Annotated in this window: 23 protein-coding genes and 3 pseudogenes; 8 read left to right on the top strand and 18 right to left on the bottom strand. The window is 58.4% G+C overall.

All coding sequences use genetic code 11. The features are described from left to right. Positions 1-823: 823 nt before the first annotated feature. The gene (locus PGR6_RS29990; protein ID WP_156523297.1) at positions 824-1,087 is read right to left on the bottom strand and encodes a hypothetical protein; all 264 of its coding nucleotides are present in this window, start codon (positions 1,085-1,087) and stop codon (positions 824-826) included. A 37-nt stretch (positions 1,088-1,124) separates the two neighbouring features. Continuing rightward, the gene (locus PGR6_RS17305; protein WP_064618583.1) at positions 1,125-1,565 is read right to left on the bottom strand and encodes a hypothetical protein; all 441 of its coding nucleotides are present in this window, start codon (positions 1,563-1,565) and stop codon (positions 1,125-1,127) included. 144 nt (positions 1,566-1,709) lie between these two features. Between PGR6_RS17305 and PGR6_RS17300 the strand changes: the two genes are divergently transcribed. Continuing rightward, a complete protein-coding gene (locus PGR6_RS17300) occupies positions 1,710-2,243 on the top strand; it encodes a hypothetical protein (RefSeq protein ID WP_064618582.1) in 534 nt (177 codons plus the stop codon). A gap of 5 nt (positions 2,244-2,248) precedes the next feature. On the opposite strand, the gene PGR6_RS29540 is transcribed toward PGR6_RS17300, so the two are convergent. From PGR6_RS29540 to PGR6_RS17265, 7 genes are all read right to left on the bottom strand, one after another. After that, positions 2,249-2,560 (bottom strand): DUF7693 family protein, encoded by a 312-nt coding sequence (locus tag PGR6_RS29540; protein ID WP_081626570.1) that lies wholly within the window; start codon positions 2,558-2,560, stop codon positions 2,249-2,251. A 54-nt stretch (positions 2,561-2,614) separates the two neighbouring features. Further along, the gene (locus tag PGR6_RS17290) at positions 2,615-3,646 is read right to left on the bottom strand and encodes an HlyD family secretion protein (RefSeq protein WP_018930039.1); all 1,032 of its coding nucleotides are present in this window, start codon (positions 3,644-3,646) and stop codon (positions 2,615-2,617) included. Positions 3,647-3,652: 6 nt separating this feature from the next. Further along, positions 3,653-5,149, bottom strand: coding sequence for an MFS transporter (locus PGR6_RS17285; protein ID WP_156523296.1), 1,497 nt, complete (start codon positions 5,147-5,149; stop codon positions 3,653-3,655). 71 nt (positions 5,150-5,220) lie between these two features. After that, positions 5,221-6,747 carry an efflux transporter outer membrane subunit gene (locus PGR6_RS17280; RefSeq protein ID WP_064618573.1) on the bottom strand — a complete coding sequence of 509 codons (1,527 nt, stop codon included), beginning with the start codon at positions 6,745-6,747 and terminating at the stop codon, positions 5,221-5,223. A 113-nt stretch (positions 6,748-6,860) separates the two neighbouring features. Next, positions 6,861-7,262 carry a cupin domain-containing protein gene (locus PGR6_RS17275; RefSeq protein WP_018930042.1) on the bottom strand — a complete coding sequence of 134 codons (402 nt, stop codon included), beginning with the start codon at positions 7,260-7,262 and terminating at the stop codon, positions 6,861-6,863. A gap of 203 nt (positions 7,263-7,465) precedes the next feature. After that, positions 7,466-7,945 carry a carboxymuconolactone decarboxylase family protein gene (locus PGR6_RS17270; RefSeq protein WP_019648590.1) on the bottom strand — a complete coding sequence of 160 codons (480 nt, stop codon included), beginning with the start codon at positions 7,943-7,945 and terminating at the stop codon, positions 7,466-7,468. A 72-nt stretch (positions 7,946-8,017) separates the two neighbouring features. Then, on the bottom strand, positions 8,018-8,767 hold the full coding sequence (locus tag PGR6_RS17265) for an SDR family oxidoreductase (protein WP_026286720.1): 750 nt from the start codon (positions 8,765-8,767) through the stop codon (positions 8,018-8,020). Between the two features lie 226 nt (positions 8,768-8,993). Between PGR6_RS17265 and PGR6_RS17260 the strand changes: the two genes are divergently transcribed. Further along, a complete protein-coding gene (locus PGR6_RS17260) occupies positions 8,994-10,568 on the top strand; it encodes a winged helix-turn-helix domain-containing tetratricopeptide repeat protein (RefSeq protein WP_064618572.1) in 1,575 nt (524 codons plus the stop codon). An 87-nt stretch (positions 10,569-10,655) separates the two neighbouring features. On the opposite strand, the pseudogene PGR6_RS30450 reads toward PGR6_RS17260, so the two are convergent. The 3 genes and pseudogenes from PGR6_RS30450 to PGR6_RS17255 all read right to left on the bottom strand — a co-directional run. After that, positions 10,656-10,748: pseudogene (locus tag PGR6_RS30450) on the bottom strand (VOC family protein); the annotation flags it as partial. Further along, positions 10,709-10,852, bottom strand: a complete 144-nt coding sequence (locus PGR6_RS29980) for a hypothetical protein (protein ID WP_156523295.1) — start codon at positions 10,850-10,852, stop codon at positions 10,709-10,711. The pseudogene PGR6_RS30450 and the gene PGR6_RS29980, both read right to left, overlap by 40 nt. After that, positions 10,852-11,199, bottom strand: coding sequence for a darcynin family protein (locus tag PGR6_RS17255; RefSeq protein WP_064618571.1), 348 nt, complete (start codon positions 11,197-11,199; stop codon positions 10,852-10,854). Before PGR6_RS17255 ends, PGR6_RS29980 begins: the two co-directional genes overlap by 1 nt. Positions 11,200-11,284: 85 nt before the next feature. Between PGR6_RS17255 and PGR6_RS17250 the strand changes: the two genes are divergently transcribed. Next, positions 11,285-11,896 (top strand): TetR/AcrR family transcriptional regulator, encoded by a 612-nt coding sequence (locus PGR6_RS17250; RefSeq protein ID WP_064618570.1) that lies wholly within the window; start codon positions 11,285-11,287, stop codon positions 11,894-11,896. Positions 11,897-12,179: 283 nt separating this feature from the next. Here PGR6_RS17250 and PGR6_RS17245 read toward each other — a convergent pair whose 3' ends face one another. Further along, positions 12,180-12,569 (bottom strand): MerR family transcriptional regulator, encoded by a 390-nt coding sequence (locus PGR6_RS17245; RefSeq protein WP_018930049.1) that lies wholly within the window; start codon positions 12,567-12,569, stop codon positions 12,180-12,182. 74 nt (positions 12,570-12,643) lie between these two features. Between PGR6_RS17245 and PGR6_RS17240 the strand changes: the two genes are divergently transcribed. Both PGR6_RS17240 and PGR6_RS17235 read left to right on the top strand, forming a co-directional pair. Further along, positions 12,644-13,723, top strand: coding sequence for an SDR family oxidoreductase (locus PGR6_RS17240; protein WP_064618569.1), 1,080 nt, complete (start codon positions 12,644-12,646; stop codon positions 13,721-13,723). Positions 13,724-13,870: 147 nt separating this feature from the next. Next, a complete protein-coding gene (locus tag PGR6_RS17235; protein WP_018930051.1) occupies positions 13,871-14,770 on the top strand; it encodes a DMT family transporter in 900 nt (299 codons plus the stop codon). Between the two features lie 87 nt (positions 14,771-14,857). Here the strand turns inward: PGR6_RS17235 and PGR6_RS17230 are convergent, their stop codons facing one another. The 4 genes from PGR6_RS17230 to xylA all read right to left on the bottom strand — a co-directional run bounded on the left by PGR6_RS17230 (position 14,858) and on the right by xylA (position 20,096). Beyond that, complete coding sequence (locus PGR6_RS17230; RefSeq protein ID WP_018930052.1) at positions 14,858-15,994, bottom strand: sugar ABC transporter permease; 1,137 nt, start codon at positions 15,992-15,994, stop codon at positions 14,858-14,860. Further along, positions 15,995-17,551: a D-xylose ABC transporter ATP-binding protein gene (gene xylG / locus PGR6_RS17225; protein ID WP_018930053.1), complete on the bottom strand. Its 1,557-nt coding sequence runs from the start codon at positions 17,549-17,551 to the stop codon at positions 15,995-15,997. A 78-nt stretch (positions 17,552-17,629) separates the two neighbouring features. Further along, positions 17,630-18,631: a D-xylose ABC transporter substrate-binding protein gene (xylF, locus tag PGR6_RS17220; RefSeq protein ID WP_064618563.1), complete on the bottom strand. Its 1,002-nt coding sequence runs from the start codon at positions 18,629-18,631 to the stop codon at positions 17,630-17,632. Positions 18,632-18,779: 148 nt separating this feature from the next. Continuing rightward, entirely contained in the window at positions 18,780-20,096 is a 1,317-nt protein-coding gene (gene xylA, locus PGR6_RS17215) for a xylose isomerase (RefSeq protein WP_064618561.1), read from the bottom strand. Positions 20,097-20,271: 175 nt separating this feature from the next. Between xylA and PGR6_RS17210 the strand changes: the two genes are divergently transcribed. Together PGR6_RS17210 and PGR6_RS17205 are read left to right on the top strand one after the other, a co-directional pair. Continuing rightward, positions 20,272-21,447, top strand: coding sequence for a XylR family transcriptional regulator (locus PGR6_RS17210; RefSeq protein ID WP_018930056.1), 1,176 nt, complete (start codon positions 20,272-20,274; stop codon positions 21,445-21,447). Positions 21,448-21,563: 116 nt separating this feature from the next. Beyond that, positions 21,564-22,232, top strand: a complete 669-nt coding sequence (locus tag PGR6_RS17205) for a hypothetical protein (protein WP_064618559.1) — start codon at positions 21,564-21,566, stop codon at positions 22,230-22,232. Between the two features lie 163 nt (positions 22,233-22,395). On the opposite strand, the pseudogene PGR6_RS29535 reads toward PGR6_RS17205, so the two are convergent. After that, positions 22,396-22,509, bottom strand: a pseudogene (locus PGR6_RS29535) (3-methyl-2-oxobutanoate hydroxymethyltransferase); the annotation flags it as partial. Here PGR6_RS29535 and PGR6_RS17200 point away from each other — a divergent pair. Then, a pseudogene (locus tag PGR6_RS17200) lies at positions 22,505-22,678 on the top strand (Lrp/AsnC ligand binding domain-containing protein); the annotation flags it as partial. The pseudogenes PGR6_RS29535 and PGR6_RS17200 overlap by 5 nt on opposite strands. Between the last annotated feature and the right edge of the window lie 397 nt (positions 22,679-23,075).

The following is a 23,075-nucleotide window of genomic DNA, read 5'->3' as shown; positions in this document are numbered from 1 at the left end:
TATAAATTGAGAATCGCGTCATACGACTGCCTGTTTTTGCCATGCATTAGACCCAACAGCGGTATATCACTCGGCTAGTACTTAAGCGAGGGCGGGCGGTTGAGCGACCGCAAATGGCCGTTTGCAGCCGGTCGCGAAGGGCAGAAATTCATCGCGTTCACTAAGATCTGAGGTGTTGGTAGTCAAACGGAGGCGCGCAATGAATCGGTCATCGCTATTTTTCGGATCGTTCAGCATCGCCTGTAGCGCGACAGCCGCTGTTCCACCGCCCATGGGCCCATTCGATGTGATCGAATGGCCGGCCACTCTGAAGGAGGCCCCTTCGCAAGGCGCTACACTTGGGGCGTTCGTCATTCAATTCGAGAAAACAACGCTAGCGCAGGTGATGAGCGAAGCTTCCGTTGGCACCCTCGCACATCGAGGCGATGCAGGTGCAAGTGTGTATTGGTTGTGCTTCAGCCAGCCCTGCACGGCCGAGCAGTGACTGTCCTGCGTTACCGGCACAGTTGCATCCTGTGTCATTTGCCAATCACCTATGGCCAGGTTCTACAGATATAGATATTCAAAGAGTGCTCGGGATGCCTTCACATCAGAATGGCGCATGGCGGACTTTCGACTTCCAGGGCAGAAAGCAAGGCAAGTGCGAAGGCGGATACGACGTGTATAACTGGCTGTGGACCCGGTCGGACAATGGGCGCATCAACAGGATTGATGCGGGTCAAATAACCAGCTGCTAGTCGCACTTTTGATACCGCTTCTGATCAGAGGCAGCTTCACGTAGTGAGGCAGTCAGACAACGGATATGGCCACCTTGAACGGCCGCCTATGAGCTAGAGGCAGGATGAATAAGCCAGACATATTGCGCAAGCAGTGCCGCAATCAAACCGATTCCTCCTTGAATGCGTACCCATCGAACAGCCGTTTTACTACCAAGGGATTCGCTTGTAATACTGAATATGGTTTTCATGTACCACATCCAGATACGACTTTGTTGTACATAAGCGAGCACGCGTTCCGGTGCAAACGCCATTGCAGTCGATATGAATACACACCACAAAATAGTCAATAACAGGAACAGCCTGAGCATTTATGCCTCCCGTTGCGCTTCCCCAATGCTTTGTTGGCTAGTGACCACCATATACCTCGCCCCGCTGCTGAAGGGCGACGAAAGCCGCTGCTGTTATCTGCTGATCTGTCCAGTTTCTGGTTAACCATATAGTCAGAGCCGCGCCGGACAGGTGCCACCACAGCATTCGCTGTGTTGAGTCCTGTTTGATCAAGTGTTCAGAGGCCGCCCACCAGGCGACCTGCATATTCCTATCGTTGTTACCTTTCAAAATGAAAAGGTCGTACAGATATGAGTACGGGCTCAACTGCACTATTACCGGCTCGCCTGAGCCTTTGGCCAGGCTCCATACCCACTCACGCTGCGCAGTGGATATAGCTTGAGAGGGGGGCGAAGGATACTGCGATATTCTGCTCAGACCGACCCAATAGGCAGCCCAAGGCAGGATCAGTGCCAGTCCGAGAGTCCCGATGAGCAATAAGCCAACACGACGCATCATGAGGCTGAGTCCCTTTGCCAGAAAGTAACCATCGCTGCCTTTTTCCTATTGTGGGGGACTTATGGAATAGTGCTTTGTAAAGGCGAGTCATGTGAGCCGCGCATGAGGCGGCTCTCAACCCAGTATGGATGCGACGGACACACAATGAACACTGCTCAACTATCGATTCGACAGTACATCAAAGCCAAGGACGGCAACCGTCCACATTTGTTGCACCAGGCCTTTACGCCAGACGCGATCCTGGACATGGTCGTGCACACCGGATCCATCTCGTTTCCACCCCACGTCGAAGGCCTTGGGCCTATCGGTGATGTGCTGGTCAGGCGGTTCGGCCAGACCTTCGAAAACGTCTATACCTTCTGCCTGGGACACCCACCTGAACCGCAGGCCAAAACCTTCCAGTGCAAATGGCTGGTCGGCATGTCCGACAAGCACTCCGGTGAAGCCCGGGTCGGTTGCGGTCTGTATGAATGGCAGTTCAGCCCCGAGTCGGGACTTGTCCAGAGGCTCACTATCACCATCGAGCACATGAAAACCCTGCCAGCGACTGATCTGCACTGCATCATGGAGTGGCTATCGCATCTGGATTACCCATGGTGCCGCCCGCAAGCGTTAGTGAGCAATGCTCCAGACATAGACACGCTTGAAGAGGTGATCCATTACGTGAAGCAGGGCTGATCGCGCTATCTCAATAGTCGCTCAACCTGCGCCAACTCCCAGGTGCTCAGTAAACTGACCGGGTCAGTGCCGTAACGCCAGGCCTGGAGTGTTCCCTCGCGACCGTCCGGACTTCGGCAGTGTTGGCAGTGGTGCAAGCGGTTGCCGTCGAAGTCGAGGGTCAGATGCCAGCCTTCGATATCGACCTGTACCTGACCGGGTTCACACGGTTCGTGGAGGCGCCGCAACGGGAGGACTTCCAGGGCGGCGTCTCGCAGGCGTTGGCAGACTTCGCGGGCGGTGAGGGCGGGTGTCGGGGTTAGGCTCTGCAAGGTCATTCTCATTCTTGGGAGTAGCTTTGGAGCATTGTAACGAGACACGCCGGCGTCATATCACCGGATACGGATTTTCGGCGTCACGGACATGCCGACTCGCAGCTTCGCCGCCGCGGGCTGATCGGGATCGATACGAATGCGTACAGGCAAGCGCTGGACGATCTTCGTGAAGTTGCCGGTGGCGTTGTGCGGCGCGACGGCGGAGTAGGTGACTCCGCTGGCCGGTCCCAGGCTGTCCACCGTTCCTTGCAGCGTCTCGCCCGGCAAGGCATCCACCTCGATATCCACGGCTTGACCCTTTTGTACGCGCGCCAGTTGCGTCTCCCTGTAGTTGGCCGTGACATAGACGGCATCGAGCGGAACAATCGCCAGCAAGGGTTTTCCGGCATTGACGAAAGCACCGATACGCACCGATTTCTGTCCGATCGTGCCGCCGATCGGCGCAGTGATGCGGGTATAGGAAAGTTTCAGCTCTGCGGTGGCTTGTGCGGCTTGCGCGTGGGCAAGAGCCGCCCTGGCTTTCTCCAGATCAGCTTTCAGGATATCCACTTGTTGCCGAGCGGCCTGTAAACCTGCCTGGCTCGTTTCCCCACGGGCCTGTTGAATGCTCAATTGCGCTTCGGCCTGTTGCCGCGCTTGCACCGTTCCCGAGCCGTCGGTGGCCAGGTTGCGATAACGGGTCTGATTGACGCTGGCCAGCTTGAGCGCAGCGTCGTCTGCGGCAACGGCCGCTTGGGCCTGGCGGATGGCGGTTTCCTGCTGAATCAGGTGCGCTTGCAGGCTGGCGATGCCGGCCCGGGCACTGGCAACCTCGGCCTTCGCTGCGTTCAGGGCCGCAACGAAATCACGGTCGTCAATGATCGCAAGCAGATCGCCTTTCTTGACCAGCTGGTTGTCTTCGACCATCACTGAGTCGACCGTTCCCGACACCTGCGGTGCGACCGTGGTGAAGTCGGCGTGGACATAGGCATCGTCCGTGGACTGGGTCGATGCGCTGGATTCGGGGCGATTGAGATAGAGAACACCGCCGATCGCCACTGCAAGCAGTAGCACCGCACTGATGATCCTGGCTTTCTTTGGCAAGGCCATGATGAGTTATCCGTGTGAGGAAGATGAAGGAGAGGTAGAGGGTGAGGCCGCGCGCACGTCGGGTGCGGGGATGTAGGTCAGCCGCAGCACCAGAGGAATCAACACCAGCGCCAGAATGCCCAGCACGCGATAGGCGTCGGCGATCGACAGCACCTGCGACTGCTGGCCGATGAGGTCCATCAATTGGGACGGCTCAAGCGCCAGGGCGTTATCTGCCAGGGCCGCATGGTCCAGCAGCATTTCCCCATGGAAACGACCGCGCACGGTCATCAGCTGTCCGACCACTGCCGCACCGGCCAGTGAACCGAAGGCGCGCAGGGTGTTGATGGTGCCGGACACATAAGGTCCTTCGGGGGGCTGCACAACGCTGGTGACCAGAAACAGCATCGATACCACCGCCATTGGCTGGCCGAAGGCTTGCAGCGTTTGCACCACGACGAACTGCTCGCGGTTCCAGTCGGAGGTCAATTGCGCGCCGCAAAAACACGCCAGCGCGATCAACAACAACCCCAAGGCGAACACGAGGCGCGCATCGATCCACTTCTGATACAGCAGCAGCGCCACCACAGGCCCCAGGACCAATTGCGGCAAGGCGACGATCAGACCGATCGATGCCATTTGCAGGGGGCGGTAGTTCTGCAAAGGGCCGAGATAACTGGCCGGCAAGAGTGAGCTGGACATCAGCACCACCAGCAGGCAGACGAACAGAATGCAGCCCAGCCCCAGGTTGCGGCGGCCGAGAATCTGCAATTTGATGAACGGTGAGGGGTGATACCACTCAGTCAGCAGGTAGACGGCCAGCAGTGCCAGTCCGGCCACCAGCGATAAGGTGATCAAGGGCGAATGAAACCAGTCCAGCCGTACGCCTTGATCCAGTGCGACGGTGATCAAGCCAAGCGCGGGCACACCGCAGGCCATGCCGGACCAATTGGCCTGTCCAAAGCGTGGGATCTGAATGGGCTCCCGCGGCAGTCCCCACCCGACCAACAATCCGGCGATGAGGGTCAGGGGAATGATCTGCCAGTACACCCAGCGCCAATCGAACAGCCCATCCGTCCAGTACCCGGCCAGCCAGATCGAGAGATTGGGCGCGAAGGTCGCGGTCATCGCATACAACGCCAGCCCATACAGCCGGATGGGCGCTGGCAGGAATTTCAGCGCCGCCATCATCAGCAGCGGAATCGTCGTGCCGCAGGCAATGCCTTGCACAAACCGCAAGGTCAGCAGCAGGTTCAGATCGTGGATGAAGGGCAGGATCACCGCCAACAGCGCACAACTGCCGAGCATCCACAGTTCGAAGCGCCGCAGCGATAGCGTAATGGCGAACCACGCCGCAAAGGGCATGGCAATCAATTCCCCGGCACTGTACGCGGTGGTCAGCCAGGAGGCATCGTCGAGGCCAAAACCGAGTGCGCCGCGTACATCCGCCAACGCCAATGCGCCGACGCGGGTGTTCAAACCCGCCATCATGGCTGCGATGAAAATCCCGACGAGACCTGCCATTGGGCGTATCGAGGGCTTGGCCACAGGCGTTGCGGTAGCAGGGACGTCCGCTGGCGACAATGCGACTCCGTTCATTGGTCGGCCTTCGAAGGTGAAACAACCGGAGACGCGAGGGCAACCGATGGAGGTGCCGTTGAATGATCGATGCCAGCCTGCGGGTCCCAACCGCCACCCAGCGACTTGTAGAGGTTGACCACGGTGAGCGTGGCGTTGGTCGCGCTGTCGTTGAGACTGGTTTGGCTGGCAAGCACATTGAGCTGCGCCGTCAGTACGCTCAGATATTCCGTAGCGCCTTGCTGATAGCCGCGTTCGGCAGACTGCAGTGCTTGCTTGTTCTGTTCGTACGAATCCAGCAATTCAGCGTGCCGGCGTTGTTGGGCCGCCCAGGCATCCAGGGCGTTGTCCACTTCATGCCAGGCTCGCAATACCGTTTGCCGATAAGCCAGCGCGGCGGTTTTTTGCCGTGATTGGTTCAGGGCCAGACGCTGCGTCAACCGCCCTCCCTGGAAGATCGGAAGGTAAACCGTCGGGCCGACGGAAAAGAAGCGCGAGTCCCAACTCGCGAGATCGCTGCTTTCAAAAGCTTCCACGCCGACTTTTCCTTTCAAGCCGATACGCGGGTAGAAATCGGCCTTGGCCACACCGATGGCTGCTGTCGCGGCATGCAGCTGGGCTTCGGCGCGCAGGATGTCGGGTCGCCGGTGAGCCAATTCAGAAGAGACGCCGACCGGCACGCGGGTCGGCAGCGAAGGCAAGGGCATGGCGTCACGCAGTTGCGCATCGAGCGCGCGTGGCTGTTCTCCCATCAACAACGCCAGCGCATTCATCAGGGCATTGCGACGCTGGATCAGTTCGGGAACCAAGGCTTTGATCGTCGCCAATTGCGCGCGAGCGGACGAGGTTTCGAAGCGCGTCGCGACGCCGTTACGCTCGCGGCTTTCGGCCAGGCCGAGGGTGCGTTCGGCAATCCTCAGATTTTGCTGCGCGATGTCCAGTTGTGCCTGCGTTCCGCGCAACTGCAAATAGGTGCGCGCCACTTCGGCGGACAAAGCCACCCGTGCCGCTTCGCGGTCATACACCGTGGCTTCCAGGGTCGCTGCAGCACCTTCGCGCGTGCGTTGGGCACGGCCCCACAGGTCGAGCTCCCAACTGGCATCGAATCCAAGCTGCCAGAAATTATCGGGGGCAGTAGGCGCTCCCAGGGCGGCGAACTTGCCATGTTCGCTGAGCCCCTCACGCGTGTAGCTGGCATTGGCCGCCACGCTGGGCAGCAACTGCGAGGAGGCGATGCCCAGTTGCGCCCGGCTTTGTTCAATGCGTTCGGAGGCTATGAGCAGATCAAGGTTGTCAGCCTGCGCACGTGATTGCAGCTCGGCGAGCACGGCGTCGTTGAACAACAACCACCACTGGGAGGGCACTGCGGCGTCGGAAGTCAGGGCGGCGCTTGGGTAGTCCTGTCTGGGCGCTAGCACCGTTTGGTGAAGACCGTTTTCAGGCTTCACGAAGTCGGGGCCGACCATGCAGCCGGCCAGCGAAACTGCCCCTAGGGTTGCGATTGCGCACTGCCGTAATTGTGAAAGCAGCCGTTGAGAAGTCATTGCAGCGTCCTGTCGAGGAAGGGAGCGCCCCAGGCCGATATCGTTGAACGGATGATGTCGGCCGAGTAGGGCGTCACCGAGCACGCAGCTGGCCGCGTGTGCGGGCGGTGCTGTCAGTGCACCGGAGTAAAAATGGGCTTGCTCTTGTCCTTCAACAGGACGACCAGAAACTTGGCGGGTTTGGTGAGGCTGGCGTTGCGCCCGACCGTGTGGACGTCGTCCGGGCCTTCGTAGAAGGTCTGGCCCGGTGTCAGCGTGACGGATTCGCCGCCGCGCACGCCCATCACAATCGAACCCTCCAGCACATAGATGAATCCGTGTGCATTGTGCCGATGCACGGGATCGCCTCCACCCGGTGGAAACTCCACCGTGATCATCACCGCCTCCTTATCGGGATAGTCCGCCAGTGCTTTGGTCATCAGCGGTGTTACCTGCGCCGGTGGCAATGCCTCCTGCGCGCCGGCGGTGCCGGTGGTCAACAGGAGCCCTATGGCGAACGTTCTGAAAATGGACATGGCGTGTTCCTCGTTGTCGATCTGTCAGGGGTTAATGTCGGTCAGTCACTGTGGCGAGGGGGCTTGTCGGATCGCCGCATCGCCCCGTTTGAGTGCGTAGCGCTCACAAGATCTTTGGTGTGTCATAGATTTTGGGGCTGCTTCGCAGCCCAACGGGGGCAAGCCCCCTCGCCACAGGTCGCTCCTACAAGCGCTTTGCGTTGTCAGGACAGGCCGGACTTGTCTACGCCGAATGCCTTGTCGTACGAGCCGGGCACGACCTGGAAGCCCACGTTGATGCGATTCCAGGCATTGATCGACATGATCAGGAAGGTCAGGTCCGATATCTCTTTCTCGGACAGTTGTATACGAACACGCTCATAGAGCTCATCAGGCACGCCATGGGCGGGAATCTGGGTAAGGATTTCGGTCCATGCCAAGGCCGCGCGTTCGCGTGGGCTGAACAGCGTTGACTCACGCCAGATGGCGACATGGTGGATCCTGAGCGGCCGCTCGCCATGGATCGTGGCTTCCTTCACGTGCATGTCCACGCAGAAGGCGCAGCCGTTGAGTTGCGATGCCCTGATATCCACGAGATCGCGCAGCGACTCCTCGATGGCGCATTGCTTGAAGGCAAGGCTGAACTCGACGAACTTCTTGAACAGCTCGGGGGATTGCTTCTGGTAATCGATGCGCTGGGTCATGGTGAATCCTCTGTGTGAGAAATACGTAGGTGGAGATTCGATAGCGTCCTGCCTGGCTGACTGGCGCGGTCTTTAAGCCGATGTGCGGCTGAGCCAGTTCAGGAAGCGTGTCGGACCGATGTGCGCGTCGTCGCCCGCGACCAGGGATCGATCATTCAACTCATCGCCGAAGTAGCGCGCATGCACGTCGGCGATGACCTGCCGTTTGTCGTGGTGCGCGGCAAGAAACTTGCGCGCCAGTTCGTCGAGAGGGAAACGATCAGGTCCGCCCACTTCGACGATGCCATTGACCGGTGCCCCGACCGCAAGATCGGCCAGCACCGCCGAGACGTCATCCGATGCGATGGGCTGGATAAGGGCAGGCGAGAGGCGAATCGTGTCGCCGTCGGCACCCGAATTGACAATGCCTTCGATGAACTCGAAGAACTGCGTCGAACGCAGGATGGTGTAGGGGATCTTCGACGCCTTGATCAGCTCTTCCTGGGCGACTTTTGCCCGGAAGTAACCGCTTTGCGGAAGACGATCGGGGCCTACGACAGAGAGCGCGACATGGTGCTCCACCCCAGCGGCCGCTTCGGCTGCAAGCAGGTTTCGACCGGACGTTTGAAAGAACTCCATGACGGCCCGGTCTTCAAACGAGGGAGAGTTCGCCACATCGACGACGACTTGAGCACCGGCAAGCGCTTCGGCCAGCCCCTCGCCAGTGAGGGTGTTCACACCCGTGCGTGGCGAGGCCGCCACCGTCTCGTGTCCATAGAGACGTAGCCTGCTGACAATGTTCGACCCGATCAGTCCGCTACCGCCAATAACGACAATTTTCATGTCCCGCTCCTCGGTTGGGTGTCGATCAAATTCGTTGCAGTGATCGATGTAGGGAGCATGCTCGCCAGCCGGGCGCGATACTTTGTCGAAGCCTTGGGTTTCCATTGAATTTGGCTTGGCTATTTGTCCAGGAACCCGTGTTATAAATCACGTCCCCTGGCCGCCAATCGTCGGCCGGTAACCACGGGCATGTGCCCGGCGCGTGAGTACGGGACAGGAGCCCTGAATGCTATTGGTGTTTGATGACTGCGTGCTCGACCTGGACCGGCGAGAACTCCTTCGGGCCTCCCAGGTCGTTGCCACTGCGCCCCAGGTTTTCGACCTGCTGGTTTACCTGGCGCAGAACCGCGAGCACGTCGTCAGCAGGGACGATCTGATCAATGCGATATGGGTCGGACGTATAGTCTCCGAGTCGACCCTGGCCAGTCATATCAATGCGGTGCGCAAGGCGGTCGGTGACAACGGTCAGCAGCAGCGTGTGATTCGAACGGTGGCCCGCAAGGGGTTCCGCTTCGTCGCCGACGTCAAGTCGCTGGATTGCGTTGGCCTTCCAGGCACCGAATCCGCCCCCTCGGTTCAAGCCTCTGCATCCGAGCCGGCGCTGCCGGCCAAACCGTCCATCGCGGTCTTGCCGTTCGTGAACTTGAGCGGGGACGAAGAGCAGGATTACCTGGCCGACGGCGTGGTAGGGGACATCATCGCGGCGCTGTCGCAGTATCGCTGGCTGTTTGTCGTCGCGCGCAACTCGAGCTTTACCTACAAGACCCGTACGGTGGACGTGAAACAAGTCGGTCGCGAACTGGGCGTTCGCTATGTGCTGGAGGGCAGTTGGCGCAAAGCCAACAATCGCGTGCGCATCACGGCCCAGCTGATCGATGCGACAACCGGGGCTCACCATTGGGCAGGCCGTTTCGAAGGTGTGCTGGGGGACATTTTCGAACTGCAGGACCAGATCACCGAAAGCGTGGTCGGCGCAATCGCACCACAGCTTGAGCGGGCAGAGATCGAACGTGCGAGGCACACGCCCACCGAAAGCCTCGACGCCTACGATTACTATCTGCGCGCAATGGCCAAGCTTCATCATGGCACCCGGGAGGCCATCGACCAGGCGCTGCCGCTCTTCCATAGGGCCATAGAGTTCGACCCGGATTTTGCATCGGCCTATGCGATGGCGGCCTGGTGTCATAGTTGGCGCAAAGCCAATCGCTGGATGACTGATCACCCACGGGAGGTCGCGGAGGGTATCCGACTCGCTCGCCGGGCAGTGGAGTTGGACAAGGGCGATGCGGTCGCTCTCACCCGAAGCGGCCATACGCTTGGCTATCTTGCCGGCGACCTGCGGGGTGGCATTGCATTGCTGGACAAGGCACTCGTGCTCAATCCGAACCTCGCCGCCGCATGGTTCCTCGGCGCGTTCCTCAGACTCTGGCACGGCGAAACCGATGCAGCCATCGAGTACTTTACGCACGCCATGCGGTTCAGTCCCCTCGACCCGGAGCTGTACAGAATGCAAGCCGGAATGGCAGTCGCGAATCTCTTCGTGGGCCGCTTCGACACGGCGTCGTCATGGGCAGAGAAAGCACTTCGGGATTTGCCCGATTTTCTGTTGGCTGTCGCCATCCTTGCAGCGAGCCATGCGCTTGCCGGACGGATGGCCGAAGCGCAGCGTGCGATGGACCATTTGCGCAAGCTCGATCCTACGTTATGCCTCAGCACTATCTCTGATTGGCTACCGATCCACAGGCCGGAGAATCTCGCCACGCTGGTGGACGGTCTACGCAAAGCGGGACTGCCGGAATAAGGGGCACCGCCTGTTCACTGCGCGGGGAGAGGCGTCTGGAGCAGCCAGAATCGACATATCCAAACGCCCAGCCCCAAGCAGCGTTGGCTAACGCCCCAGCGCCGCTTCGATCGCTGCGATGTCGATCTTGCTCATCCCCATCATGGCGTCGAACGCGCGCTTGGCCGCCGCTCGATCAGGAACAACTCTTTACGGGTCTGCTTGCGTTTTCCGGCGTACTCGGCATCGGCGAAAGTCATTTGCTTCATCGGAAAACTTGGCGGGTAGAGTCGGGGTATTTTCATTACGCACTCAAAAACGGTGCCTGATCATAATTCTTGGCATAGGCATTCTCCACCCCCGGCAAAATCTCGACGATGGCGAAATACCGATCCCAGAACGGCGTCTCCCGCAGATCCTCCACCAGCAGTTCATACGCATGATGACTGTCGGTTTCCCACAACCACAGATCGGTGACCCGCGCCGAATAGAACTCGATGTCGAAAAACCGCATCGAGACCTGCGCCGCATGCTTTTGCAAAATCGGCTCCATCTGCGTGCGCATCAGCTCAAAGCGATGCTCGACTGAAAACCCCAGCCATTCCTGGGTGGTCTTGACCAACATGAAAACACTCAGTGATGTCGTAGCCATGATAATGATTCCTGGTAGTTGAAGAGTGGGGAAAGCCAATCCAGAATACGAGTCATAACTCATATTTAAAACTCGCATCCCGATCATGACCAAACACCGCGAAATACCGCCCTTAAACCCCCGCAAACTCCCGACCCAGCGCCGTTCGGCCAACACCGTCGACACCATTCTCGAAGCCGCTGCTCGCATTCTCGAAACCGACGGCCTCGCCGCCTGCTCCACCAACGCCGTGGCGCAGCGCGCCGGCGTAAGCATCGGCTCGCTGTACCAGTACTTCCCCAACCGCGACGCCCTGACCGTCGCCTTGATCGAACGCGAAACCACTCAGTTGCTCGATGACGTCCAGCACGTCCATCAACACGACGACGCCCTCGCACGCATCCGCGCACTGGTCCAGGCCTCCGTCGCCCACCAGCTACGGCGCCCGGAACTGGCCAGAATCATCGACTTCGAAGAGCGCCGCTTACCGCTGCAAGAGCGCCATGAGCGCGTGGCCAACGTCATTCTTACCGAACTGATAGCGGCGCTGACCCTTCCGTCAGCCCCGTGGGTCTGCGCCGATGTACTGCAGACCGCGCAAGACCTGCTGGCGATGGCCCACGGCATGATCGATGCGGCGGGGGAGCGGGGGGAGACGGATGCGGTGAGTTTGGAAGGACGGGTGATGCGAGCGTTGCTGGGGTTTTTGTGCGGGTAGTGGGCTGTCTGGGCCAGCTCTTGGCGGCCAGGAGACAAGACCGGATGGTGTAAGGGTGGTGATCGATTGTGCTCGGCGAACCTCTGACTGGAACGGTGGGCGAGAGGTAGCGCTATCGGAACTCTCTGGAAGCTTGGCGGGGGAAGTCCGGAAATTTTGCCAAAATCAGGAAGTCTTTTTCAGAATTTCCCTAGGGCCTGGCCACAAGGTTTTAGAACATGCGTAAGCGATGGGCTTGAAACGGTAAGCAGGCTGCAGCTTCCGTTTCCCAGAAGCTGACAGTTCAGTTGGAAGCGTTGTTCCGCTGCTGAAGCTCAAGTTGCTTGGCAGCACTGGCTTCGAGGTTTGCACGCTCTTCATCCAGATATCGATAAATGCTTTGGAAGCTGGCGATTTTCTGTTTGATTTCTGCCATCTTTTTTTCAATTAGCTTAGCGCCGTCAGCACAATCGATCAGCTTGTTCCGCTGCGCATCCAGAATCTCGCCTATTTCCCCCAGGGAAAACCCCATGCTTTGCGCGCGCTGGATAAAGTCCAGATCCTGCAGAGTTTGCGCTGTGTAAACGCGATAGTTGTTAGTTTGCCGCAGCGATGAGATCAGGCCGATTTGCTCGTAGTAACGCAGCGTATGGCGGCTGGCGCCGCTGCGGGTTTCGAGTTCACCGATTTTCATGAAAACACCTCTTGACTGTAGAGTTGGGTCGATAGTTTACGCTTGATTTCTCACCTTAAACAAGGAACAGGGAAATGAGCGTGGAGTGCTTTGTCACGGGGGGTACCGGCTTCATCGGTCAACATTTGGTGGCGTACCTGAGTGCAAAAGGTCACACCATTCGGGTGTTGATGCGTCGCCCGGAGCGACTAGCTGCACTGCGGGAGCAAGTCGACAATTTGGGAGGGGGCGCAACCCGGGTATTTGCCGTAGCAGGGGATCTGGAACGGGACAACCTCGGGCTGAGTCTTGCTGACCGAGAAGTGCTAAGGCGTGCCAGAGTCATATTCCACCTGGGCGCCCACTTCGCATGGGGGCTTTCAGTGGAGCATTCTCGTGCGGTGAATGTGGAAGGGGCAAAGCGCGTGGCGCTGTTGGCGGCTGAGCAAAAAAGCCGGTTAGTGATGATCGGCGGCTACATGCTGAAAAATCATGAACATCTGCAGCGCATCGGAATTGATCCTCGTTATCCGGAGCTGACGAATTGGCCTGCCGTCTACCGACATGTCGGTGGTTACGAGGGGAGCAAGCTGGAGGCGCATTTTGCGACCCTGGAGGTCATGTCCGCCAAGGGCGGGGAGATGACCGTTGTCCACCCCGCGACGGTTTGTGGCCACAGCCGCACGGGGTATATCCTTGAAGGTCAGCCGCTGGTGGAGCTGATACGCAACCTTGTGCAGGGAAAGCTGACTGCAGTGCCCGGTACCGCCGAGCACTGGCTGCCACTGGTCACCGTGGATTACCTGGTTGAGCTGGTGGCGGTTTGTGCTTTTGATCCTGCCATGGTGGGCCAGGAACTGCTGGCGCTGGATGACCAAACTCCCAACTTGCGAGAACTCCTGGTACAGGTGGCACAACCTTTGGGCTTAAAGTCTCCCAAGCATTACATTCCACTCCGTTTGCTGAAGTTGCTACTGAGTATTCCTCCCGTGGCGCGGTTTTTGAATACAAAACCCGAAGCCTTGGACTTTATCCAGACCACTCGTTTTGATACAGCAGCGGTCGAGCAATTTGCCAACAGACATGGAATAGCCAAACCGGATATACGTCAGTCTTTGCAGCACACTGCAACGTTCGTCAACTCATATTGCATAGCCAAGGGCCAGGCCCTCTGACTTCACCCTTGGGGGCGACAAAATCGTTAGCCCCTTATGTCACAATAAATAGTGGGGTTGGCGGAATCTTCGTATCCTCAACCTTTGCGCCGTCGATGTAGGGCGGCATTCTATCGAACGACAATTCAGCGACAGGGATCGTCATCAATGCAATCTACTTTCAGCAAAGGCATCATATTTGCCCTCTCCGCCGCGGCACTGAACGCAACGATCGGTGTACTCAGCAAAGTACTCATGAGTAATGGCTTCACCGCCAGCAGTGTCGCTGTCATCAAGACCGTACTGGGTTGCATGCTTCTCTCGATCTTGCTGCTTTTCCTCAAGCGTCCGGCGTCGACGACCAAATGGACTCAGGCGGCTATCTGCGCATTCCTTGGCATCTTTGTGCTGTTCCACTTCGAAACGTCCGCCTATCGGCACTACGCTGCGGCAGGTGTGGTGGTTGTGCTGATGGCCAGTGCTTCAATTTCCTCGATCATTCTGGGGCGCATTTTCCTCAAGGATGCCATCACCGCGAACGCGACCGTGGGTGCCGCACTGGCTATCGCTGGGATCGCGGTGATCTTCGGCGCCGACCTGCAGCAGGGCTTTACCCTGCAAGGTGCTGCGCTAGCCTCCATGGCCGGCTGCGGCTACGGGGCCTTTTCGGTTGCCATGAAGCGGATGGGTGTGTCGGGGGGGCTGCACTTCACCCGGCAATTGTTGTTCTTTGGCAGCCTGTACCTGTTGATGCCGGCCGCGGCCGATGGTTTCGCGATCGGCGAGCTGTCGCCGCTGGCGATCGCCGCACTGCTGGCGCTGGCCGCGCTGCCGACAATCCTGGGCTTCTTCTGCACCACCAAGGCCATCGAGTATCTCAAGCCATCCCAAGTGCAGGCGCTGGAGCTGACCGAGCCGTTGTTCGCCGCGCTGCTGGCGTTTGTGGTGCTCAATGAAGTACCGCGCGAAAGCCTGTACGCAGGGGCAGTACTGATCATCGTCGGCCTGTGTTTTTCCAATGAGCTGATCCGCTTGGGCAGCAAAGCATCCGTCCCTTCGACCGAGTGAGCTATTCTCGGATCCCGATTGCTTTAGCAATCAGTGGCTTTTAAGTGTTTTGAGCGACTGACCGCTTCTGGCCTCATCCGCAACGGATCAGCGTCGTCCGGTCCGGGTGCTCACATCTACCCACACGGCCAACACCAGAATGCTGCCCTTGACGATCATCTGCCAATAACTGTCGACGTCGAGCATGGACATGCCGTTGTCCAGGCTGGTGATGACCAGCGCGCCGAGGAGGGCGCCGTAGACAGTGCCGGAGCCGCCGCGCATGGATGTGCCGCCGATGAAGCAGGCGGCGATGGCGTCGAGTTCGCCCATGCTGCCGGCCGAGGGCGAACCGGCAGCCAGGCGCGCGGTGTTGACCACCCCGGCGAGGGCGCACATCACGCCCATGATCCCGAAAATCCAGAGCTTCACGGCCTGTACATTGATACCGGACAGGCGCGTCGCTTCCATGTTGCTGCCCACGGAATAGACGCGTCGGCCGAAGACGGTCTGACTGGTCACGTAGCTGAACCCGCCCAGCAGGATCAGCAGAAGCAGGACCGGCACGGGAATGCCGTCATAGCTGTTGAGGGTCTGGACGAAGCCGGCCAGCACCGCGCCGATCAACAGCACGCGTGCTACGTCACGCACCAGTGAATGTGCCGCCAGGCCGTGAAGGGCGCGATTGCGCCGTTGTTTCCAGGTCAGGAACAACGTCAGTGCGAACAGCAGAACGCCCAGGCCTGTGCCGATCGTGTGTGGCAAATAACCCTGGCCAATGTAGACGAGCTCCGGCGACACCGGGGCAATGGTCGTGCCGCCGGTAATCCCCAGCAAAATGCCGCGGAAAGCCAGCATGCCCCCCAGCCCCACGATGAAAGACGGAATGCGCAGGTAGGCGGCCATGTAGCCGTTGGCGAGGCCGATCAGCAGTCCGCACAGGACGACAAGGCTCAGGTTCGCCAGCAGCGGTATGTGGTAGATAACGTCGAGAATGGCCGCGACGCCACCGAGCAGGCCCAGCAATGAGCCGACCGACAAATCGATCTCGCCGCTGATGATGACCAGCACCATGCCGCAGGCGAGAATCCCGGTAATGGACATCTGGCGCAGCAGATTGGAGAGGTTGCGCGGTGTCAGGAATCCGCCCTCGGTCTGCCAGCTGAAGAACAGCCAGATAAACGCCACGGCAAACACCAGCGCGAGCATCTTGTAGCGGGTGAAGAGTTGTTTGACCTGATTCATTTACGCGGATTTCCGATCTTTATTGTTATGGCTGTCAGGCTGGCTGAGTGCGGCGGCGAGCAGCTGTTCCTGAGTGAGTTCATGGTTGATGAAGTCGCCCTGCAACCGGCCTTCGCCGATCACCAGTACGCGGTCTGAAACGCCGAGCACTTCGGCCAGCTCCGAAGACACCATGATGATCGACACGCCTTCGGCCGCCAGCGCCCCCATCAGCTTGTAGATCTCGTACTTGGCGCCGACATCGACACCTCGGGTGGGCTCATCGAGAATCAGGACCCGGGGTTTGGTCAGCAGCATCTTCGCCAATACGGCTTTTTGTTGATTGCCGCCGGATAGACTGGTGATCGGCAGGAACGGGCTCGCGGTCTTGAGGTGCAGGCGCGAAATTTCTCGATCGATGCTGCCCAGTTCGGCTTCGGCATCGATGCGGGTCAGTTTCGAGTAACTGTCCAGCACGGCCAGGGTGATGTTCTGGCCGACTCCCAGGTCTGGAATGATGCCCTGGCGCTTGCGGTCCTCGGGCACCAGGCACAGGCCGGCACGGATTGACTTGAGCGGCGTGCGGGTGTCGATGAGTTGGCCATCCAGCCAGACTTCGCCTTCGTGACGACCGGGGTAGGCGCCGAACAGCGCGGTCACCAGTTCGGTGCGGCCTGCACCGACCAGCCCGGCGATGCCGAGGATTTCCCCGCGTTTGAGGGTGAACGAAATATCGTCGACCCGTTTGCGTCTGGGGTTGTCGACGTCGTAGCAGGTGATGTGGCGGGCTTCGAAAATCACCTCGCCAATGTCGTGTGGTTCGGTGGGGTAGAGGTTGCTCATTTCCCGTCCGACCATCTGAGTGATGATCTGTGGAATATCCATGTCCGCCATGGCGGTCGTGGCGATGTGTTTGCCGTCTCGGATTACCGAAATGGTGTCGCACACGGCGGCCACTTCATCGAGCTTGTGGGAGATGTAGACACAGGCAACACCCTTGGCCTTGAGGTCGCGGATGATGTCCAGCAACACCTCGATTTCCGAACGGGTCAGGGCCGATGAAGGCTCGTCGAGGATCAGCAGGCGTGCCTGCTTGTTCAGTGCCTTGGCGATTTCCACCAGTTGCTGATAGCCGCCGCCGTATTGCGAAACCGGCAGCGATACGTTCATGTCCGGCACTTTCAGTTCACGCATCAGGGCTTCGGCGCGGTGGATCATCGCCGGGTAATTCATCCGCCCACCAGGCAGCGTCAGTTCATGGCCCATGAAAATGTTCTCGGCCACCGACAGGTCGGGAACCAGCGTCAGTTCCTGGTGAATGATGACGATACCGGCGGCTTCCGTTTCGCTGATCGATTGCGCCTTGAGCGGTTGACCGTCCCAGAGGATCTCACCGTCCCAGGTGCCATGGGGGTACACCGCGGAAAGGATCTTCATCAGCGTGGACTTGCCGGCGCCATTCTCGCCGCACAGCCCGACGCACTCACCCGGCTTGACCTTGATGTCGATGCCATTGAGCGCTTTGACACCGCCGAAGGTTTTGACGATACCGTTCATTTGCAGCAGATAGTCGGACATGGCAGAGACTCATAAGCGGCAGGTACGGGGCTGGTCCCGCAGGAGCGAGCTCCTGCAGGGGGCATTACGGGGTGATGATCACTTTCCGGCAATCTGCGCCTTGGTGTAGAACCCGTCCTGTTCCAGCAGGTCGATGTTGTCCTTGGTCAACGGAGTCGGAGTGAGCAGGATGGTGTCGACTTTTTTGCTGCCGTTGTCGTACTGCGAGCTGTAGGCGGGTTTCTCGTTACGCGCCAGTTGCACCGAGAGCTTGGCGGCTTCGGAGGCGATGAGTTTCAGCGGCTTGTACACGGTCATGGTTTGAGTGCCGGCGATCACTCGCTTGACCGCTGCAAGGTCCGCATCCTGCCCCGAAATCGGCACCTTGCCGGCCAGTTGCTGAGCGGCCAGGGCCTGGATGGCGCCGCCTGCCGTGGCGTCGTTGGAGGCGACGATGCCGTCGATTTTGTTGGCGTTGCGGGTCAAGGCGTTTTCAACAATGCTCAGCGCTTCGGTAGGGCTCCATTCCTTCACCCATTGTTGGCCGACGATCTTGATATCACCCTTGTCGATGGCCGGTTGCAGCACTTTCATCTGCCCTTCGCGCAGGACTTTTGCGTTGTTGTCGGTGGGCGCACCACCGAGCAGGAAGTAATTGCCCTTGGGCGCTGCGTGCAGCACGCCGCTGGCCTGCATCTCGCCGACCTTTTCGTTATCGAAGGAAATGTAGGCGTCGATATCCGCGTTGAGTATCAGACGGTCATAGGACACGACCTTGATTCCGGCTTTCTTCGCTTCGGCCACTGCGTTGGTCAGGACCGTGGCGTTGAACGGCACGATGACGATGACATCGACGCCACGGGAAATCAGATTTTCAATTTGCGAAATCTGCTTTTGCTCGTTGGCATCGGCCGACTGTACGAAGACCTTGGCGTCCATTTTCTCCGCCGCCGCAACGAAGTAATCGCGGTCACGTGACCAGCGTTCCAGCCGCAGATCATCAATGGAGAAACCGATTTTCGGGTGGGCGGCATCGGCCATCACCGGCAGCGACAGCAGAGCCAGGGCGCTGGCCAATAGCGCGCGTTTTACTTTCTTCATGGTGGTGCGTCCTTTTATTTTTGTTTGAAAGACACGGCCTGATGATGAGTATCGGGCTGGTAGAACTGTAGAGAATCTGCAGACGCAGCGGACACAGATTTGTCGTGCGAATGTCACCGCGTTGTTGCGCCCGCAGACCCGTTGGCGATCAGCGATAGATAAACCGGTTGACGAGGTTTTCGAGCATCTCCTGCCTGCCGCTGACGGCCTGCGGATTCAGCTCGTTGGCGAATGCGTGTTCGGCCAATGACTGGAGGTTGAACTCACCCGCCAGCACCGCCTGCCCGAACGGCTGCTGCCAGCTGGCGTAGCGTTGATCCTTGAGCTGCTGGAGCTGGTCGTTCTGCACCATGGCGGCTGCCCGCTCCAGGGACTGGGCGAGGACGTCCATGGCGCCGACGTGACCATGGAACAGATCGATCTCATCGAGGCTCTGGCGGCGAACCTTGGAGTCGAAGTTGAACCCGCCATTCTTGAACCCGCCGGCCTTGAGAATTTCATAGGTGACCAGGGTCATTTCTTCGACGCTGTTGGGGAATTGATCGGTGTCCCAGCCGTTTTGCGGATCACCGCGGTTGGCGTCGATGCTGCCGAAAATCCCCAGCGAGACGGCCGTCGCAACCTCGTGATGAAAGCTATGACCGGCCAGGGTCGCGTGGTTGGCCTCGATGTTGACCTTGATTTCCTTTTCCAGGCCGAACTGCTGGAGAAAGCCAAACACGGTGGCGCTGTCGTAATCGTATTGGTGCTTGGTCGGCTCCTGCGGCTTGGGTTCGATCAGCAGGTCGCCTTTGAAACCGATCTTGTGCTTGTGCTCGACCACCATGCGCATGAAGCGGCCCAGTTGTTCGCGTTCGCGTTTCAAGTCGGTGTTGAGCAGGGTTTCGTAGCCTTCGCGACCGCCCCACAACACGTAGTTGGACCCTTTCAGCCGTTGGGTCGCGTTCATGGCGCTGAATACCTGGGCAGCAGCGCAGGCGAACACTTCAGGATCAGGGTTGCTGGCGGCGCCTGCGGCAAAGCGCGGGTTGCTGAAGCAGTTGGCGGTTCCCCACAGCAGCTTGATCCCGCTTTCTTCCTGGTGTCGCTCCAGGTGATCAATCATTTGCGCGAAGTGGTTGCGGTACTCCTTCAGCGAATTGCCTTCCGGGGCGACATCCGTGTCGTGGAAGCAGTAATAGTCGATACCCAGTTTGGAGAAGAACTCGAACGCGGCTGCCGCCTTGCCAATGGCCAGCTCCATCGGGTCGCCGGCGTGTTGCCACGGGCGCTTGAAAGTACCTGCACCGAACACATCCGAACCCGGCCAGACGAAAGTGTGCCAATAACAGGCGGCCATGCGCAGGTGTTCGCGCATGGGTTTGCCGAGGATGATTTTGTCGGCGTCGTAGTGACGGAAGGCGAGGGGAGAATCACTGGCAGGGCCTTCGTAGCGGATCCGGTCGACATCGGGGAAGTACGGCATTGGCAATGTCCTTGTTGTTCTTGGGCGTGTCTCGATACTAACAACGGCCCCGTGCCTGCTGATTATGAAAATCACCAACAGCGGGTGCGATTTTGCGTATTGAGATTCGCCGTCTGCACGCCTAGTCTGTGCAAACCGCCTCCGTGACAAGGGGCTCGGAACAAGCATAAAAACAATGAAAACCGTACCGCCTGTTCACCGCATCGCACTGTTGTTCAACGGGAGCAAGATCTATGACCGCGGCATCATCAGCGGCATCGGCAACTACCTGAGCAGCACCCGCGCGTCCTGGGACCTGTTCCTGGAAGAGGATTTTCTCTGCCGGTTGAAAGGGATCGAGCGCTGGCAAGGTGACGGAATCATTGCCGACTTCGACGATCCGCTGATTGGCGAGGCGCTGGCCGATATCAAGTTGCCCGTGGTGGCGGTGGGTGGTTCTTATCAGGACGAGCGGGCCTATCCGAAAGGGATCCCGTACGTCGCTACCGACAATAACGCACTGATCACACTGGCTTACACGCACTTGATCGAGGCAGGGCTGCAGCGTTTTGCCTGCTTCAGCCTGCCTGAAGCGCAGGCAAATCGTTGGGCTCAGGAGCGGGAAAAATCCTTTCGACGACTGATGCAACGTGACGGCTTGCACGCCGAGGTCTATCGCGGCATGGGTACCAGCGCACCGCTTTGGGACAGCGCCGTCGAACAATTGATCGCCTGGCTCCAGAGCCTGCCCAAGCCCATTGGCATCATCGCCGTTAGTGACGCCCGCGCCCGGCAGTTGCTGCAAGCCTGCCTGACCGCCGGAATCGCCGTACCGGAGCAGGTGGCGTTGATCGGCATCGACAACGACCCCCTGACACGCAGCCTGACCCGGGTCCCCCTGAGCTCGGTCATCCAGGGCACCGAAACCATGGGCCGCACCGCCGCGCAACTGCTGCACCAGATGCTGCATGGCAAGCCGTCCACGGGCACGCACATCCTGATCCCGCCTGATGCGATCAACGTGCAGGTGTCGAGTTTGCACCAACCTTTGGGCAACCCCTACGTCATGCAAGCGCTGCTGTTTATCCGCCAATATGCCTGCCAGGGCATCAAGACGGCGCAAGTGGCGGCTTATGTCGGCGTGTCGCGCTCATCGCTGGAGTCGCACTTTCGCACTGTGCGAGGCTGCAGCGTGCACGACGAGATTCTGCGTTTCAAACTGGCGGCCGCCACCAGCGGCCTGGAAAATACCGACACAGCGATTGCGGACGTTGCCCGTAATTGCGGTTTCAAATCCGCTCAATATCTACACACGGTGTTTCGTCGCGAGTTTGGATGTACGCCCCGTGAATACCAGCAGGGCGTCAGATAGCGATGCGGGGTGTAATTGGTCGATTGTTGTGTGGTGCGAAGGGCTGGTTTCGACTGTGGATTCAACTGGTCGATGCAACACGACTAAATTCTGTGTAAGCAGAAGGAGCGTGGCAAATGAGGAAAAAACCAAAGTACTTTCCGGATATTGTCAGAGCATTAGTTTTGGTCGTCATTGGCTGTTTCGTGGCGGTGAAAGGCGGAGATTGGCTTTTTGAATGGTGGGGTATACGAATTTCGCCGGGGCTTTACTTTTGCATGGCTTATCTATTCATAGCCTTCGTAGTGTGGATAGCGACAGCAAAGCTGCTTAATGAACTGCGGGCTGAATCGATGGGGCAACAAGAGCGACTAGCATCTGTCGGTGATATGCCGGTTCGCGCCCCAAATGAAGGGAAGACTGTTTACCGATATCCCTTCCATGTTGTATTTCTGGCAGTTGCCGTTTCTGTGATTTTCATAATCGTTCCAGCCATTTCAGATAATCCTGCGAAACCGATTTCGTCGGTCGGGTACCTGATGTGCTTTGGTTTTGCCACGATTGTAATCATATACGCCGCCTATCTTTTCAAGTTTTCAGTTCGCGTTGATGAGACACGTGTGGAGATTTACGGATTCACGAAAAAAACCTTCCTGTTGAGGGATGTTTTAGACGTTCAGTTACGCCGAGATAAAGGTAGCCCACGCGTGGTGGTAAAGCTTACGAATGGGGGGGTGTTTTCTTTTTCAGGGATGCTGAGAAACTTTTCCAGTTTGACAAAAACATTGCAAACGAAAATCAGATAGGACGGAATTGTACCGTCTCGGCTCTCTCCTGGTGGCTACTCTTGCGACGGTGTTCGCAGGATGATGTGGGAAGTTCTATTTCGGAATAGGGGACGGCATTGGGGTGAAACAGGTGTAAACCTATTTCATGACTAGACAACTTCAGTGTTCAGCTCCCCCGAGGTCCGGTGCGCAGTCTCGCCATGTCTTGCCACACCAATACTTGAGCGTCACAACCGTTGCCAGCACCGATGCCGACGGTAGGAATGGCAACGGCGGCGGTGATATGTGCAGAGACGCAAAGGCTTTTTGGAAAGCCCGATTACCTGCTCCACGTCGTCTCTCGGGATCTGCCGTCTTTCCAGCAGCTTTATGATGAGCGCCTCTCCACGCTGCCCAACGTCCAGCGCCTGACATCCACCCTGGTGATGAAACGGGTCATTCAGGACCGTTCCCTTCCTCTGTGATTTGAACCTGTTTTTTGGGTGGTGCCGGATCAGATCATTCCACCACCCGATTGTCCTCCGAGCAGGTGAGGAAATGGACGCTTCTCATCCTTTTTGACGCGGCTCGTCAATTTCCGTTTTCAGTAACGCCTCCCCATTACCTTGATGGCGTGTCGCAAACGCTCCCTGACGTGTCGTCCCGGGCCAACTGCGCAAAACACAGGTGCGCTTGGTAATAAGCGTTATTAGAGATTGATCTAGGCAATTGCATTCTAAAAGCGACGCGATTCTTTTCTGTAAGCGACCAAGTCATTTTTCGAATAGATAAATAACTGAATGAATTTAAAGGAGAAATACAAAATTCACGGTGAATTTTTTATGTGTTTTCTATGTATACACAAGAAATACAATCTATTGA

Origin of the sequence: Pseudomonas sp. GR 6-02 (assembly GCF_001655615.1) — a bacterium.
Lineage (GTDB): Bacteria > Pseudomonadota > Gammaproteobacteria > Pseudomonadales > Pseudomonadaceae > Aquipseudomonas.
This window is presented reverse-complemented; position numbering and strand designations above follow the sequence as displayed.

What these genes read in the sequence shown, in the direction of transcription:
- PGR6_RS17245 (WP_018930049.1), bottom strand. Translation starts at nt 12,569, where the DNA reads ATGAAAATCGGTGAACTCGAAACCCGCAGCGGCGCCAGCCGCCATACG.
- PGR6_RS17255 (WP_064618571.1), bottom strand. Translation starts at nt 11,199, where the DNA reads ATGGCTACGACATCACTGAGTGTTTTCATGTTGGTCAAGACCACCCAG.
- PGR6_RS17210 (WP_018930056.1), top strand. Translation starts at nt 20,272, where the DNA reads ATGAAAACCGTACCGCCTGTTCACCGCATCGCACTGTTGTTCAACGGG.
- PGR6_RS17265 (WP_026286720.1), bottom strand. Translation starts at nt 8,767, where the DNA reads ATGAAAATTGTCGTTATTGGCGGTAGCGGACTGATCGGGTCGAACATT.
- PGR6_RS17285 (WP_156523296.1), bottom strand. Translation starts at nt 5,149, where the DNA reads ATGGCAGGTCTCGTCGGGATTTTCATCGCAGCCATGATGGCGGGTTTG.
- PGR6_RS17205 (WP_064618559.1), top strand. Translation starts at nt 21,564, where the DNA reads ATGAGGAAAAAACCAAAGTACTTTCCGGATATTGTCAGAGCATTAGTT.
- PGR6_RS17270 (WP_019648590.1), bottom strand. Translation starts at nt 7,945, where the DNA reads ATGACCCAGCGCATCGATTACCAGAAGCAATCCCCCGAGCTGTTCAAG.
- PGR6_RS17275 (WP_018930042.1), bottom strand. Translation starts at nt 7,262, where the DNA reads ATGTCCATTTTCAGAACGTTCGCCATAGGGCTCCTGTTGACCACCGGC.
- PGR6_RS17300 (WP_064618582.1), top strand. Translation starts at nt 1,710, where the DNA reads ATGAACACTGCTCAACTATCGATTCGACAGTACATCAAAGCCAAGGAC.
- PGR6_RS29990 (WP_156523297.1), bottom strand. Translation starts at nt 1,087, where the DNA reads ATGCTCAGGCTGTTCCTGTTATTGACTATTTTGTGGTGTGTATTCATA.
- PGR6_RS17235 (WP_018930051.1), top strand. Translation starts at nt 13,871, where the DNA reads ATGCAATCTACTTTCAGCAAAGGCATCATATTTGCCCTCTCCGCCGCG.
- PGR6_RS17260 (WP_064618572.1), top strand. Translation starts at nt 8,994, where the DNA reads ATGCTATTGGTGTTTGATGACTGCGTGCTCGACCTGGACCGGCGAGAA.
- PGR6_RS17240 (WP_064618569.1), top strand. Translation starts at nt 12,644, where the DNA reads ATGAGCGTGGAGTGCTTTGTCACGGGGGGTACCGGCTTCATCGGTCAA.
- PGR6_RS17230 (WP_018930052.1), bottom strand. Translation starts at nt 15,994, where the DNA reads ATGAATCAGGTCAAACAACTCTTCACCCGCTACAAGATGCTCGCGCTG.
- PGR6_RS17290 (WP_018930039.1), bottom strand. Translation starts at nt 3,646, where the DNA reads ATGGCCTTGCCAAAGAAAGCCAGGATCATCAGTGCGGTGCTACTGCTT.
- xylF (WP_064618563.1), bottom strand. Translation starts at nt 18,631, where the DNA reads ATGAAGAAAGTAAAACGCGCGCTATTGGCCAGCGCCCTGGCTCTGCTG.
- PGR6_RS17305 (WP_064618583.1), bottom strand. Translation starts at nt 1,565, where the DNA reads ATGATGCGTCGTGTTGGCTTATTGCTCATCGGGACTCTCGGACTGGCA.
- PGR6_RS17250 (WP_064618570.1), top strand. Translation starts at nt 11,285, where the DNA reads ATGACCAAACACCGCGAAATACCGCCCTTAAACCCCCGCAAACTCCCG.
- xylA (WP_064618561.1), bottom strand. Translation starts at nt 20,096, where the DNA reads ATGCCGTACTTCCCCGATGTCGACCGGATCCGCTACGAAGGCCCTGCC.
- PGR6_RS17280 (WP_064618573.1), bottom strand. Translation starts at nt 6,747, where the DNA reads ATGACTTCTCAACGGCTGCTTTCACAATTACGGCAGTGCGCAATCGCA.
- xylG (WP_018930053.1), bottom strand. Translation starts at nt 17,551, where the DNA reads ATGTCCGACTATCTGCTGCAAATGAACGGTATCGTCAAAACCTTCGGC.
- PGR6_RS29980 (WP_156523295.1), bottom strand. Translation starts at nt 10,852, where the DNA reads ATGAAAATACCCCGACTCTACCCGCCAAGTTTTCCGATGAAGCAAATG.
- PGR6_RS29540 (WP_081626570.1), bottom strand. Translation starts at nt 2,560, where the DNA reads ATGACCTTGCAGAGCCTAACCCCGACACCCGCCCTCACCGCCCGCGAA.